Source organism: Agrobacterium sp. 5Ca50 (assembly GCF_055381905.1).
In genome coordinates, this window is the sequence record NZ_AP026441.1 from 18,810 (window position 1) to 32,613 (window position 13,804).

Annotated in this window: 11 protein-coding genes; 2 read left to right on the forward strand and 9 right to left on the reverse strand. The window is 55.3% G+C overall.

Features of this window, described 5'->3' with window-relative positions:
* Positions 1 to 287: 287 nt before the first annotated feature.
* Positions 288 to 3,263: a Tn3 family transposase gene (locus ACZ5FM_RS26815; protein WP_464041631.1), complete on the forward strand. Its 2,976-nt coding sequence runs from the start codon at positions 288 to 290 to the stop codon at positions 3,261 to 3,263.
* Positions 3,264 to 3,580: 317 nt separating this feature from the next.
* Here ACZ5FM_RS26815 and ACZ5FM_RS26820 read toward each other — a convergent pair whose 3' ends face one another.
* From ACZ5FM_RS26820 to ACZ5FM_RS26850, 7 genes are all read right to left on the reverse strand, one after another.
* Positions 3,581 to 4,186 carry a DUF1419 domain-containing protein gene (locus tag ACZ5FM_RS26820; RefSeq protein ID WP_464041632.1) on the reverse strand — a complete coding sequence of 202 codons (606 nt, stop codon included), beginning with the start codon at positions 4,184 to 4,186 and terminating at the stop codon, positions 3,581 to 3,583.
* A 75-nt stretch (positions 4,187 to 4,261) separates the two neighbouring features.
* Positions 4,262 to 5,287, reverse strand: a complete 1,026-nt coding sequence (locus ACZ5FM_RS26825; RefSeq protein ID WP_464041633.1) for a DUF3991 and toprim domain-containing protein — start codon at positions 5,285 to 5,287, stop codon at positions 4,262 to 4,264.
* A gap of 596 nt (positions 5,288 to 5,883) precedes the next feature.
* Positions 5,884 to 6,543: an acyl-homoserine-lactone synthase gene (locus ACZ5FM_RS26830; RefSeq protein ID WP_464041634.1), complete on the reverse strand. Its 660-nt coding sequence runs from the start codon at positions 6,541 to 6,543 to the stop codon at positions 5,884 to 5,886.
* Between the two features lie 75 nt (positions 6,544 to 6,618).
* A complete protein-coding gene (locus tag ACZ5FM_RS26835; RefSeq protein WP_464041635.1) occupies positions 6,619 to 7,353 on the reverse strand; it encodes a helix-turn-helix transcriptional regulator in 735 nt (244 codons plus the stop codon).
* A gap of 275 nt (positions 7,354 to 7,628) precedes the next feature.
* Complete coding sequence (locus ACZ5FM_RS26840) at positions 7,629 to 9,002, reverse strand: ISNCY family transposase (protein WP_312951373.1); 1,374 nt, start codon at positions 9,000 to 9,002, stop codon at positions 7,629 to 7,631.
* Positions 9,003 to 9,208: 206 nt separating this feature from the next.
* Complete coding sequence (locus ACZ5FM_RS26845; RefSeq protein ID WP_464041636.1) at positions 9,209 to 9,631, reverse strand: ArsR/SmtB family transcription factor; 423 nt, start codon at positions 9,629 to 9,631, stop codon at positions 9,209 to 9,211.
* Between the two features lie 425 nt (positions 9,632 to 10,056).
* Positions 10,057 to 11,034: a GlxA family transcriptional regulator gene (locus ACZ5FM_RS26850; RefSeq protein WP_464041637.1), complete on the reverse strand. Its 978-nt coding sequence runs from the start codon at positions 11,032 to 11,034 to the stop codon at positions 10,057 to 10,059.
* Positions 11,035 to 11,197: 163 nt separating this feature from the next.
* Here ACZ5FM_RS26850 and ACZ5FM_RS26855 point away from each other — a divergent pair, with 163 nt between their 5' ends.
* Positions 11,198 to 11,626, forward strand: a complete 429-nt coding sequence (locus tag ACZ5FM_RS26855; RefSeq protein WP_464041638.1) for a RidA family protein — start codon at positions 11,198 to 11,200, stop codon at positions 11,624 to 11,626.
* Between the two features lie 667 nt (positions 11,627 to 12,293).
* On the opposite strand, the gene ACZ5FM_RS26860 is transcribed toward ACZ5FM_RS26855, so the two are convergent.
* Positions 12,294 to 13,067, reverse strand: a complete 774-nt coding sequence (locus ACZ5FM_RS26860) for an MBL fold metallo-hydrolase (RefSeq protein WP_464041695.1) — start codon at positions 13,065 to 13,067, stop codon at positions 12,294 to 12,296.
* A 122-nt stretch (positions 13,068 to 13,189) separates the two neighbouring features.
* On the reverse strand, positions 13,190 to 13,732 hold the full coding sequence (locus ACZ5FM_RS26865; protein WP_464041639.1) for a cysteine hydrolase family protein: 543 nt from the start codon (positions 13,730 to 13,732) through the stop codon (positions 13,190 to 13,192).
* Positions 13,733 to 13,804: the final 72 nt, after the last annotated feature.

Below are 13,804 nucleotides of genomic sequence, written 5' to 3' on the forward strand. Positions count from 1 at the left end.
TGGTGAATCAACGCGAAAAATATCTGCAAGATCTTGATATTCGATAGCCTTCAGCGGCGATGATGTTTTACTGCGGAATGCACTCCCCTAAGCGATGCAAAAAGGGGTCGGAACAAGAGCAGTCCGAAATCGTACGCTAAGGTCGAACGAAACCGGAACGATGCCGTAGATCCGATGTGCAACATCCGATCTCTGTGGATTGCCACCGACATGCGCCAATTTTGATTTCTCTGTCCGGCCCGACTCGACAACGCTTCGAGCAGATTGCTCATCAATGGAGTCGGGCGATGGCAAAGCGCAAGCTTCTTAAAGATCAAGATCGCCGGAAGCTTGTCGACATACCAGTCGACGAGGATAACCTAATCCGACACTATTCGTTGTCATTGGCAGATCGCCTGGAGATTGAACTGCGGAGACGTAATCACAATCGGCTCGGCTTCGCCATCCAGCTATGTCTAATGCGATACCCGGGTCGAGTGCTTGGAGCAGAAGAAACTCCGCCTCGCGCCATGCTGAAGTATGTTGCTGATCAGATCGGCGCCGCTCCAGACGAATTTGCCCTCTATGCACGCCGCGAAGAAACCCGTCGGGATCATATGGCGCGGCTAATGGTGTATCTGGATACGAGAAGCGCGACGCTGCAAGATCGCCGCGCCGCGCTATTGGCGGCAATTCAAGCGGCGACCATGTCCGACGACGGTGCTGCGATAGCCAGTTCGACTGTCGCCGCGTTTCGCGAACGCGGCGCTCTTCTGCCGGCGATCGACACGATCGAACGCATCGGCCTTGCCGGCCGTGCCATAGCCCGGCGGCGAGCAGAAAGAACCCTGATTCAAGACATCCCACTCGATAGGCTTCAATCACTGGATAGGCTGTTAGAGGTTGACCCGTCGATCGGCCAGACCCGCTTTCATTGGCTGCGTTCGGCACCAGAAGCGCCGGCCGCGTCGAACCTCGTCGGGCTGACCGAGCGGATAGCCTTTCTGCGGCGGCTGGAGATCGATCCGGAACTGCAGGCGCGCGTGTCATCCGGACGGTGGGACCAGATGATCCGGGAGGGCAACGCAACGCCGGCCTGGCTTGCCAACGACTTCAACGCCAGCCGTCGCCACGCTCTGATCGTGGCCCAAGTCATCAAGCTTTGCCAGAAGCTCACGGACGATGCGGTGACGATGTTCATCAAGCTGATGGGTAAATTGTTCTCGCAAGCCAACAATCGAAAGAAGCAGCGACAGATGGACTGCAGAGCGAATACCGCCAAAGCGCTGCGCATGTTTCTAGATACGATCACCGCACTGCAGTCCGCCAACGACTATGGTCGGAACGCATTGGATGTTCTCGACCAAAAAGTCGGTTGGGACCGGTTGCTTCGGATGAAGCCTGAGCTTGAGACGATGGTCGACGACAACGAGGCACCGCCGTTGACCGTGGCAGCCGAACAATACGCGACCGTCCACAAATACATTGGTGCATTTCTTCAGGCCTTCACGTTTCGCTCGACGCATCGCCACGACCCGCTTCTGGCGGCAATTGCGCTGCTGAACCGGCTTTATGCCGAGAAGCGGCGGACACTCCCTGATCGCGTGCCGCTCACCCATCTCAGCCAAACTGATCGACGGCTTATCTTCGAACAAGTGAAACCTGATCGCCGTCTCTACGAGATCGCCACGCTAGCGGCTTTGCGAGACCGGCTTAGATCTGCGGACATTTGGGTCGACGGCAGCCGATCTTTCCGGCCGATTGACGAGCATCTGATGCCGCGGTCGACATTCATCACGATGAAGGAAGAAGATCGTCTCGGTTTGGGGGTCCAAGGCGACGGCGCGCAGTGGCTTGCTGAAGCGTGCCAGATGCTCGAGTTCAACCTGCAGCGTCTTGCGCACAGAGCACGATCCGGAAAGCTCGAAGGAGTTCGTCTTGAGGCCGGAACGTTGATCGTCACACCAACCGTCGGCGAAGTCCCCGTGGCAGCAGAGGAACTGAATGCCGAGATCAGCGATATGTATCCGTTGGTCGAGGTTCCCGACTTGTTAAGGGAAGTGCATGAATGGACCGGCTTTGCGGATCACTTCACGCATGTTCGCACCGGCGACATCCCGAAAAATGTCTCTGCCATGCTCGCTGGTGTACTGGCCGATGCGACGAACCTCGGCCCAAAGCGAATGGCGGGCGCCTCCAAGGGGATCAGCGCTCACCAGATTGGGTGGATGCGCACATTCCATGCCCGATCGGAGACCTACCGCGCGGCGCAAGCGTGCATCACCGATGTCCACACCCAGCATCCGCATTCGCGCCTTTGGGGCAATGGCACAACGTCGTCGTCCGATGGCCAATTCTTCCGTACGAGCGACCGGGCTGCAAAGCGCGGCGACATCAATTTGCATTACGGCAGCGAGCCCGGATCGAAATTCTATAGCCATCTGTCAGATCAGTACGGCTACTTCGGCATTTTGCCCATCAGTCCGACCGAAAGCGAGGCGGCCTATGTGCTCGATGGGCTCTTCGACCAGGACACGGTGCTCGACATTCAGGAACACTTTACCGACACGGGCGGTGCCAGTGATCATATCTTCGGGCTGTTCGCCTTGATCGGAAAGCGGTTCTCACCGCGACTGCGCAATCTCAAAGACCGGAAGTTCCACACGCTAGAAAAGAGCGGTGCATATCCGGCGCTGTCGAACCATATCGGGGCGCCGATCAACACCGCCCTGATTCTCGACCATTGGGACGATCTGCTCCATCTCGCGGCGTCGATCACGACGCGGTCCGTGGTACCGTCTACGATCCTGAAGAAGCTTTCTGCGTCTCCGAAGCAAAGCCATCTCGCGAAGGCGCTCCGCGAACTCGGTCGGATTGAGCGTTCGCTCTTCATGATCGAATGGTACTCAAGCCCGGCACTACGGCGGAGATGCCAAGCCGGTCTCAACAAAGGCGAGGCCGCCCATAAGCTGAAGCGCGCTGTCTTTTTCCACGAGCGAGGCGAGATCCGTGACCGGTCGTTCGAAGGCCAAGCTTTCCGCGCCTCGGGGCTCAATCTCGTCGTCAGTGCGATCGTGCACTGGAATACGGTTTATCTTGATCGCGCGGTCACACAGCTGAAACGAGCGGGGCGAGACATTCCTGATACTCTATTGAAACACATATCGCCGCTCAGTTGGGAACATATCAACCTTACCGGCATCTACACATGGGATGCCGAACATCAGATGCCGAACGGATTTCGATCGCTCCGCCTTCCGGCTAGGCTAAGGAACGCCGCGTAAGTTCTCATTCCGTTCGTCCTTAGCGTACGATTTCGGACTGCTCTTGTTCTGACCCCAGGGAGGAAAGCGCCTGGCAAGGCGGGTGCTGGCGCCGGTGGCATGGGATCCGGGTCGTCGTCATTTGCAGCATCAGGCGAGAAAGCGCCAAACGCGGTGACGCCGAACCCGATGCCGGAGGACAGGGCCGAGCTGCCGAACATGTCGAAGGTAAAAGGGTCATTACTCATGGGAAGCTCCTTTGAAATGATGGCGCGCGCCATCGCCCGGTCGGAAACTCGACCGGCTAAGGCGTCGGAGTTGTGAAGGCTGGTACTGGCTCAGGCAGCCAGGGGTGAGGGGAGGTGACGCAGATGCACCGGCAGCTTGGCAGCGATCTCGTCGTCGGTCAGCGTGTCGAGTAGCTTCAGGAACGTGCCTTCCTTTCCGCCATAGAGCATGACAGTGCGATGGCTTTGCATTGCCTTCGGCCAGCGGGTGCCAGCATAACCTCGATAATCGTCTGCGGTGGTGCTCCAGATGTGCTCGAGCCGTTCTTCGCGGCTCATCGCCCGAACGGGTCGGGTCTCGCGGTCGAGGATCGCAGACCGCATTGTCTCAACCGAATTCGGATCGGAGAGGTCGCAATAGGTATGGAAGTATCGGACCACATCATCGATGCGCATCGCGTAGAAAACAGAGGTCACAGACCCGGTCATGAACTCACGCATCGCAAAGATCGGTCCGCGCATCCAGAGCGGTGGCAGGATGTCGAGCATATAGGAGTAGGAGGTCTCATCGATCTCGAACCATTCGCCGGCGTAGACGGCAGACTGGTCATCATTAAAACGATCTGGGCGCTTCGCGTGCCGGTCGAACATACGGAACATGTCGCTACGCCTGGCAACGCCCTGAAACACTTTGCGGGGGAGGGATATCGAAGTCATCAGCTTGATCCTTTCGGGGTTTGAGACCGAAGCTGGTGCAGTCGTTTCGACCTCACTGTCCTCTTCAGTCCTTGATCACCCCTCCCGCGTTGCTGCGTCCGTGTCCGGACGGGTCAAGGGCCGGCGGATGCCGGGCGAAGCTTCCCTTGATGCGCCCGGCGCAGATGCGGCAGGCCTCTGCATTCTCTCCCCCTTTCTTTCCCGTTTTTCCCTTTCCTTATTCTGGAGGAACTGGTTCCAATCCTCTGCCGGTGGCCGGAGACGTTGCCAGTTGCAGCCCACGCTCTCCGCGATGATACGAAGTCGTTCCGCATAGGCGTCGCCTTGGGAGTTGGCATCGGTTGCGGCGACAAGATTGCTGCCCGGTCGGGCTGCCAGAGTTGCAAGAGCGGCATCTGTCGCTGGAGACCAACCGCCACCTGTGCTGAGATAGAGTGTTTCCGCGCGCGACCCCTCGAGCGCTGCAAGGCTCATCGCGTCGATCGCTGCCTCGGTGACGCAAAGCCGGGAAGCATCGCCTGGACCGAAGCGGAAAAGAACCTTCGAGCCTCCAGTAGAAAATCCCCGCCACTCGGACCCTCGCTCCTCCCAACCGACCACCCGACTATTGCTATCGACATGAGCCGCCCACATGCTGCCGAACGGTCCTTCGCGAAGGACCTCCTGCCGAACCGCCTGCCGTACGACAGCCGTCGGGACACAGCGCGCCCAAGACAAATAGGACCAGGCGCGGGAACCGGGCGAGGGCGCGCGCCGGGTTCGCCAGCGCTCGACAACGTCTTGCACCGGTCCAGACGTCCGCAGAGATTTCCATTCCGGCCGGGAAAGTTGAAATCCGATCAGCGATGCGACGGCTTGAGCTGCGGGCGGGAATGGTATGCTTTCGAGAAACATGGCCAGAGCGAAGACATCACCTTTTCCGTCGCTGAGGGGATCGAACCACCCACGCCCGTCGTGTGTCACTATAATTATGTTGCTGCCAAGCCGATATTTCACGGCACGGCGCGTGCTTTCTTTCAGGTCTATCTCAAAGCCGGACTTCTCGAGCACAGCTTCGCAGCTGACTTTGGCGCGCAGCGCCTCCAATTCTTCTCGTTTCATTTTTTCTTCGGCCGCAGCGCGGCCGTCCCTATTGCTTCCCGCAAATTGCGGGTCATCTTCAACCCGCCGCGAAGAGCGGAAGGGGCAAGGGCGCGGCAATCAAGGTGCAAATTTGCACCTGCCGCGGCGCAGCTTCCCTTGCGGCTGACGGGTCGCCAGCGGCAGGGACTAGCGGGTCTCAATGAGACCCGCGCGGGAGGTACTCATGCACGATCTCCAGATCGTCTTCGTCATCGAGTTCGTCGGACGGAAGGACGCCGAACTCGTCACCTGACCTGAAGAGTGTGATTGGGACCATCAGGTCATTGCAAAGGTGGAAGGCGTGGGACTGAGCGAGGGAAAGATCATGTGCCATGTTCGGATGCTCCATCGGAAGCGGGCCAATTCCCGCTGATGGCTCCTCAAAGGAACAGGTACGGTCGCGATCACCGCGAAGGCAAAGACGAAGCGGCGGCAGCTTGCTAGCCGACCCCTTGCGGGTTGATCGACGGAGATCCGGACCTGCTCCAGGACGCCATCAAATCAAAGCGGGTTTGGTCCGCCTCCGAGGTGATTTCGCAGTTCACATGTTCTGCCACCAGCGGCAGTAACTGGGCTCAAGCGCAAATGCTTTCCAGGCGCGTTTCGCGTGCGTTTTGGTGTCTGTTATAAAGTTCTTGGGAGACATCGAGTTTCCGTCGCATGTTGGTCAGGATTTGCGCTGATACTTCGAAAGCGCCACAGCAAACAGGGAAACGACCGTAGCCGACAGCTCTGCCCAGTTCGTCTGGCTTCGCGCCCGCCCGTTCATAAACCCTCTTTATATGTGGTTCGTAGTTCGAGATCAGCGTATCTATGCCGTTGTCGAGCGCAACTTCACAAAGCGCCAATAGTAGAAGGCCAAACGCTCTATCTGGACGCAAATCAGGCACCTTTTTCATCAAGGCTTCATCGTCGATGCACATTCGGGTTCCTTCCCAGATCGATGGCGCAACCAAGTCGCACGAGCTCGGAAATGTCTCCCGAAAGACGTCAAAGAGAAGGGTAGGGCCTGTGGTTGGCATCAAGCGAACGGACCCGTAAAGCTGAGACGCAGTTTCGTCGCACCAAATAAGGTAAACCGGGTTCAGCTCATCGTAAACGTCCCTTTCGTAAGCGCCCGACACACTCACTTTCCAGCCAAGCTGATCTGCAAAGACGCGCTTTCTCAAGCGGAACATCTGATCGAGAAGGGCTCCATATCGCGGGTACTGGTGAGCTTGAACAAGAAGATACATGTCGGTCTCCAACGTCTAAAGCGTTGCAACATGCAGATGTCACCGGTGAGCTGATATTCCCTCAGATCGGCACCCTCATTTCGGGGTATTGGAATAGGGATTAATAAGGCGGAGTTGGATTGCACGGGCCGTGGCGGCAGCCTTCGTCAGACAACCCAGTTTGAAACGGGCTGATTTCAAGTAGGAGGCGATGGTGTGTTCTGATAATCCCAAAATCACAGAAATGCCTTTCGCATCGTTGCCCAGCGCAGTCCAGTGAAGGCATTGCAGCTCACGCGGGCTCAGTTCTGGCATCGGCTCTGCGTCGCCGAAAACCTCAAAAACTGCCCGCTGGTGAATAAGATGGGCCAACTCGATCCATTCGGCACGATGTTCGTGTACGATATTCGACCATTCGTTCGCAAATACGAATGAATTCAGGGATAGAAGCGCGCGACGAGACTTATCGAAAATCGGAATGGAGAAACCGCTGGGTCCTACTCCATGTCGCATGGCATCTGCGAGGAACTCAGACGCCTCTGGCGAGGCTTCGATCTCTTGCCAGTCGAATGGCAACAACCGCGAGAACCCATGTTGGACAATTGGATCGACGAGCACGTATCCCCGCAGCAGATACCGCGAGACCCAGGCATCGTTATAGGTGGTTCGGACGAATGGAGCATCGACAAGATGCGCGGTTGTTTGGGATAGGTGATACGTCACGAAGTCGATCTTATAAGCAGATTGAAATGCTCGGATTGCTGCCGCGGTATCGGAGGCAGCGCGTATATCCTCAAAGGTCTGCAACAACCGACGTGACTTTATTTCCAATCTATTTGGGCTCCGTTGGTGGAACAGTCAATTAGGTGTGGCAACCTGCAGAAAGTAGCACCCAGTCATGCTTACTGTGTTATGTTATAACTGTGGCAGAGGAGTTGAAATGTCCGCCGCTGTGCAAAGTAGAAATGTCCAATTGAGGCGTCTCAGCCGTTCAGACATGCCACACTGACACCGCAGATCAGCCCCCGACCGAACCAGCTCTCCGATTGCAAGGAGAGGGCGGGGGCGGGTGATGAAACACCCTTTCGGCTGAGCTCTAGAACTCTTCACTCCGCCGCTTGCTGCTGCGACAACGCTTTCCGTCGCCGTGCAATGACGGCCGGATCGTTCGTGAAGTCTTTCCGACGACCGGGTCCACGAGCGCGTTTGATGTAGCCATTTTTATCGCTGCTGCTCTTGACCTCAGGCGCGGGGCGCTCGTCCTGGCGTTCTTTGATATAGGCCAGAATATCTCCAAGCCGCTTGTTCTCGGTGATCGCCGCATGCGTCACGCGTTGATCCTTGTCGAACACCGTGTAGGGCAGGGAATACCCTTTCCAGCGCACGTCCAGTCGACCATCCGTATAGGCATAGGTCTCAACATATTTGCCAACAAGGCCGCGCGTGACGTCAGTCTCCTCAAGCATGATGCGTTTGCGTTCATAGGAGAATGTCAGCTGTGATCCAACATAACGCTGTTCACGCTTGCAAAGGATATCGGATAAGCGATCCGGTGCGAGATTAACCGGTCGGTGCAGGTCATCAGATCGGGCAGGGACGACCGCAAATCGTGCGTTATAATCGTCCATGAAGTCAGGCAAAAATGCATTACCGGCGTCCATCGTGTCGATGCCAGCCAATCGCAACTCCTTGACCAGCCGATCCTGCAATGTCCGGTTCATCCGTTCCACACGGCCTTTCGCCTGGCTGGAATTTGCACAGAGAATCTCGATATTTAACTCACACAGCGCCCGCCCGAACTGGGTCATTCCCTGGCCACCTTTGGCGTCCTTCTTTGCCACCCGGAACACCGAATGCTTGTCGGAATAGAAAGCAATCGGCGCACCGTGACGCTTGAGATAAAGCGCCAGCGCCTCGAAGTAGGTGAAGGCGCTCTCGGAACGCACAAAACGCAGCTGCATCAACCTGCCGGTCGCGTCGTCGACGAACACCAGCAACGAACACGCTGGCCCGCGATCCTCAAACCAACGGTGCTCAGAACCATCAATCTGCACCAGCTCGCCATAGGCCTCACGTCGAAGTCGCGGCTGGTGAAACCTCCGCCGCTGCTTGCGCGACAACCAAAGTCCAGCATCGACCATCCAGTGGCGAACCGTCTCACGCGAAACCTGCAGGCCATCACGCTCGGCAAGCTTCTCGGTCGCCAGGGTCGGTCCGAAATCCGCATAACTCTCCCGAACGAGCGCCACAGCGTAGTCGCGAATACCATCATTGATCCGGTTGTTCGACGGTCGACCAATGGCCTTGTGCCGGATCGACGCCGCACCACCAGTTCGGATCCGATCAAGCAGCCGGCGAACCTGACGCTCACTCAGGGCAAGTACATGTGCCGCTGATACCATCGTCATTCGACCGGCGATGACTTTCGACAAAACCTCGATCCGCCGCAAATCGCGCTCGCTCATCGTAATCAGTCCCATCTGCAATCTCCCAGGTGTCAATCAGACCCGGGGAGTGTGACATTCCAACTTTGCAGAAACAGGACACTTTAACTTTGCGGCTACAATAACATATCGCATAATCAGCATTATGGAACTTTGTTAGCTTGCGAGGCGGATATGGAGCTTTGCGATGTCGGTCTAGGTTCGCGCGGATATTGCGCTCATCTGCAAATTCAACAATCCGCTTACACAGCGCGATCCGCTGGCTCGTTGCTCATCAGATCAGAGCGATGAACAGTGTGCACGGGATGGGATATATTTTTCTCAAGTCTGTCGCACTCCAACTCGAGAGTTTCCTTCGTTCCCAATATTCCAGCTATCGCCAAAACTTGCTTAACGTCTTCGGAACAACAGGTGTAGAATACTTGTTGAGCTATCTTTCGGCTCGAGACCAGCTTCATGTCCCTCATTTTCGCCAGGTGCTGAGAGGTCGCGGATTGGGTCAAGCCTATTGAATCAGCGAGAGAGTTAACGTCGGACTCCTGATCTATTAGTATCTTGAAAATTTCTATTCTCATTGAGTTCGATAGGATCAAAAGCAGATTAGCTGCCTTTTCCACGTCGAATGAAAACTTAGACGTTCGTTCCGGACTATCTACTTCAGTCATCAGCTCGTTACCCACATCCGGTGGTAAATTTCCACTAAATTTGCGTATTCAGTGTTTTGAACAAGCAAGACTGGCACAAGCATAGCATTCTCACTATTGGAGAGAACGACGCGCTCTTCTTAACTTCCTCATAATTATCATACTCGGTTGGGTTACGGCGAATATGACAATGAACTGACGATTTCCGCCAACTTCGCTGTTTAGGAACATGCGATGACGAACAGATATGATTGCTGCCAGAACGTGCTGCCTAGCCTTTCAGGCTGATCCTTTTGGTATCCTCCAGAAAACAAATTCGGTTCGAGTAGCCATACTCTGGGGTCTCTCTCCATCAAATAGAGGTTCCGGGCCTATCACAAAACTTCTGCAGGTCGCGATTGCATGCTGACGTTCTGGATTTGCGCGGTTTTCGACCATTGCACTGCTCAAGCGCGCCTTGCCGTTGGCGTTCCGAAATGTAGTCGATATTGACCAGGGCTCGTCCCAAACATATTGGAGAAACGTCGGATAAACGTCTCTTCGTTCAAAAAGCCACATTGGTGAGCAATCTCTTTGACTGAGCGATGGCTATCCACAATGAGATTGCGCCCGGCTTCCAGTCGCAGTGTCTCTACTACTTTGCTTGGGGTGAGACCCAACTGTGCCCTATATTGCCTCATGAAGGTCCGCTCGCTCATGTTCACCTGTCTAGCCAGCACTGGCACCGAAAGGTCTTGTGCGAGGTTGTCACTGATCCATACATGGAGTTCTGAGAAGCGGTCGCTTTTTGACTGCAGATTTAGCGGGCCACTGAACTGTGCCTGATCGCCCGGACGTCTTAGAAACATGACAAGCTGACGAGCTACCTGTAGTGCTATTGATTGACCAAGGTCTTGTTGAACCAGTGCTAGAGCCAGGTCGATACCCGCTGTGACCCCTGCTGAGGTCCAAACCGGGCCATCATTGATAAAGATCGGCCCACGCTCAACAAGTACGTTGGGAAACCGGCGCTCTAAATCGTCGTAGTGTGACCAGTGTGTCGTTGCTCGCCGCCCATCCAGTTGCCCAGCGGCCGCCAGTACAAAGGCCCCACTGCACACAGATGCCAATCGGCGCGCCTTTAGAGCATGAGATCGGAATGCTGACTGGAACTGGTTGTCTTCGACATCGTATGCCGTCGTAGGTCCACCTGGAACGATGAGCGTATGTGGCACAGACTTGGTTTCTTCAACTCTGAGCGTTTGTAAAGACATGCCAGGCGAAACTTTGACATTTCCGTCAAACGACACAACGGTAACATCGTAGGGTAGATCTGCACCCCTGCTAAGGTAATTGGCGGTTTGGAACACATCAAGAGGCCCGGAAAAATCCAATAGGCTCATGCCTGTGTAGGCAAAGAGATGAACTGAAATCTGCTTTGTCATTAGTTCCTACATGACCATACTATTGTGAGCGACTATGGCGGGAATCGTCAAGTTATTGTCATAACCGCCGAATTGCAATCAACTATGCTGAAATCGAAAACTGTAAGTCGGGTGGGCCAAAGCACACACCTGAACTCGTCCGGTCCAGCCAAAGGAAAATCATATGGTCAACGACAAATCGCAGAGAAAGCCATTCGAGTTAATTAACCCAGTGGAATTGTATGACCCTTCCGCACATGGTTATTCTCATGTCGCTCTAATTGCTCCGAATTCGCGCATAGCAATGCTCGCGGGACAAGGCGGCGAGACCCGCGATGGCGGCCTCTCCGCTGACTTCACCGAACAGGTCAGGCAGGCGCTTATGAACCTGGCATCTGCCGCTAAAGCCGCTGGCGGCAGTATGCAACACATTGTGAAGCATACCATGCTGGTCGTTGATTTTGATGATAGCAAGCTGCAAATATTGGCTCAGGAGCTTGAACGCGCATATTCAGGCCACAAGCCCACCGGGACATTAATCCCTGTTCCCCGACTCGCTTTGTCATCGATGTTGTTTGAGATTGATGCGGTTCTGGCCGTGCCATCCGCATAATAAAAATGCGAGAGTACGACAATTTTTCGGGTTCTGACAAGTGGCTTTCATTATATGGAGTAGGGCCACTCCTCTTCTAGCTCTCGATGCTGGGGTCTGACTATTTTTTCAGCCAGTTATTCCTGTGAAGCCCGTGTTTCGCCTCAATTCTGATAGCGTTTTCGGAATAATGTCGTGCAGGTGCAAGATGCCTCAACTGGATAAAAAGGTAGATAGGATTTGCGTTCGATTGGCCCGCGCAAAGATGTAATTTGATGCTCCGTGCGAGCTTGTCAGTATCTCCCCCAGTCCAGTATTGATGACCTCGTCAGCGGCACTGCGCATCCTTAGCGTCAACGCACAACGGTTCAAAGTCCTGGGAAACGCGCAGCCTAAGTTGACCAATGTAACGTTTGGCGTATTCATCCGCTAATTGCAGCGTTTTTCCACGCAAAAATTGAATTCCAAGTTGTCCGGCAGGTGGCATAGTATGCAATGCTCGGCCGCAAGGTTATCATTTACGGACCGCCTGCGACTGAGAAGGTCTTTTAGTGTGGCACCGAGTGGGACGGAAAGCGCCTCCGATCAGGAAACGCTATCAGTGTGCGGAGAAGTTCGAGCGAAAAGTACTGTGTGGTTGGGCTGAGCCTCGCCACAACCAAGCCCTGTACCACTGACACGACCAGGGTCAGACTACAATTGTCTCTCCATCGGCCGGAGTGCGAAGCTTATCGACGAAACCGTTGGCACGAGCAAACGCCCGAAGGTCAGCCCGGCTAACGGTGCAGTGGTTCACCGCTTCCATATGGCTGCCAATGAGGAGAGTGTCCGGAGCGGCTTTGTGGAACGAAAGTACATCTTGCGTTCCCATAATGATGCTCCCCTCAATTCCGACAATCATCGCATAGCCGGTGTTAAGTATCGCCACATCTGGACGATGGGCCTCCAGAGCGGCCGCCACATCTTTCTGCCAGATCGTATCGCCGACAACGTAGATCGTCTTTGCTCCGGCCTTCTTGAACACGACTCCACACGCCTCACCCAGAATATTGCCGATTGCAGCATAGTGCGCCTCAGTCCCATGGCGACCACCTGTTTTGATGAGTTGCACACCATTGAAACTGGACGTATCGGAGAGTACGCGCACATCGGAGAAGCCCTGTCCCCGGATCGCCTGGGCATCGGCACTGTTCTGCGCAAATATCGGCAGAGTCCTGGGCAATACCTTACGGGCTTCTTCATCCCAGTGATCTTCGTGCAAATGGGTGACGATTATTGCGTCAACGTCGATGATTTCTTCCTTTGTGATAGGAAGATGTACGAGCGGATTGCGCTCTTCGCTGTTCACCGTACCTTCAAAGCCCGGCCAGCTATGGCGATCCGAGAGCATGGGGTCGACAAGGAAGCGAACGCCGCCATATACTACATGAAGTGTGGCGTTGCGTATCTGGGTGATCGCTATGCCGCCTTGGGACACAGCTGCATTCTGCGCGCTTGCGGCAATGGCACTGGCTGCAAGTGCAGCGCCTGATAAAGCAAAAAGCTCTCTGCGGGTAGTCATGTCTTCTCCTCTTGTAAAGGTCGTTAGCGAGCGATGAAATCGTCTGTGGAGATCACCTCTCCATAAGCGAAGGAGAGCGCAGACATCAGCGTGGCATGAACCTGCGACGCCGGGGCGGCGACGCCGTTGAAGTCCAGATCGCGCGTGGCGCAAGCATCATGTATCGTGGTGGTGGTGTAGCCTAGATCATTGGCCGCACGTACGGTCGCATCAACGCACATATGGCTCATAGCTCCAACCACCACGACTTGCTCGATACCTCTTTCCTTGAGGAGATCGCTCAGCCCTGTATCGCGGAAAGAGTTCGGGAAGTTCTTGGTGATGACCGGCTCGCCAGTCGCCGGGCACACGGCTTCATTGATTTCGGCCCCTACACTACCGGGAACGAAAAGCGGACCGCCAGGCATTTCATGGCGGATATTCACGACGAGATCGCCTTTTGCCCGGGCATGAGCGATGACGCGGGCAGCATTGGCTGCGGCGGCCTCGATCCCATACAGGGAGAAATTACCTGATGGCCAGTATTCGTTCTGCAGGTCCACGACGATAACGGCTCGGTTCGACATGGAGATTCCTTTCGTGGTTTTTGTTTGATTGCATTTAGTATGGCTTTGCGTGATGGTCTCGACCAATGGCGC

What these genes read in the sequence shown, in the direction of transcription:
- ACZ5FM_RS26815 (WP_464041631.1), top strand. Translation starts at nt 288, where the DNA reads ATGGCAAAGCGCAAGCTTCTTAAAGATCAAGATCGCCGGAAGCTTGTC.
- ACZ5FM_RS26820 (WP_464041632.1), bottom strand. Translation starts at nt 4,186, where the DNA reads ATGACTTCGATATCCCTCCCCCGCAAAGTGTTTCAGGGCGTTGCCAGG.
- ACZ5FM_RS26825 (WP_464041633.1), bottom strand. Translation starts at nt 5,287, where the DNA reads ATGAAACGAGAAGAATTGGAGGCGCTGCGCGCCAAAGTCAGCTGCGAA.
- ACZ5FM_RS26830 (WP_464041634.1), bottom strand. Translation starts at nt 6,543, where the DNA reads ATGTATCTTCTTGTTCAAGCTCACCAGTACCCGCGATATGGAGCCCTT.
- ACZ5FM_RS26840 (WP_312951373.1), bottom strand. Translation starts at nt 9,002, where the DNA reads ATGGGACTGATTACGATGAGCGAGCGCGATTTGCGGCGGATCGAGGTT.
- ACZ5FM_RS26845 (WP_464041636.1), bottom strand. Translation starts at nt 9,631, where the DNA reads ATGACTGAAGTAGATAGTCCGGAACGAACGTCTAAGTTTTCATTCGAC.
- ACZ5FM_RS26850 (WP_464041637.1), bottom strand. Translation starts at nt 11,034, where the DNA reads ATGACAAAGCAGATTTCAGTTCATCTCTTTGCCTACACAGGCATGAGC.
- ACZ5FM_RS26855 (WP_464041638.1), top strand. Translation starts at nt 11,198, where the DNA reads ATGGTCAACGACAAATCGCAGAGAAAGCCATTCGAGTTAATTAACCCA.
- ACZ5FM_RS26865 (WP_464041639.1), bottom strand. Translation starts at nt 13,732, where the DNA reads ATGTCGAACCGAGCCGTTATCGTCGTGGACCTGCAGAACGAATACTGG.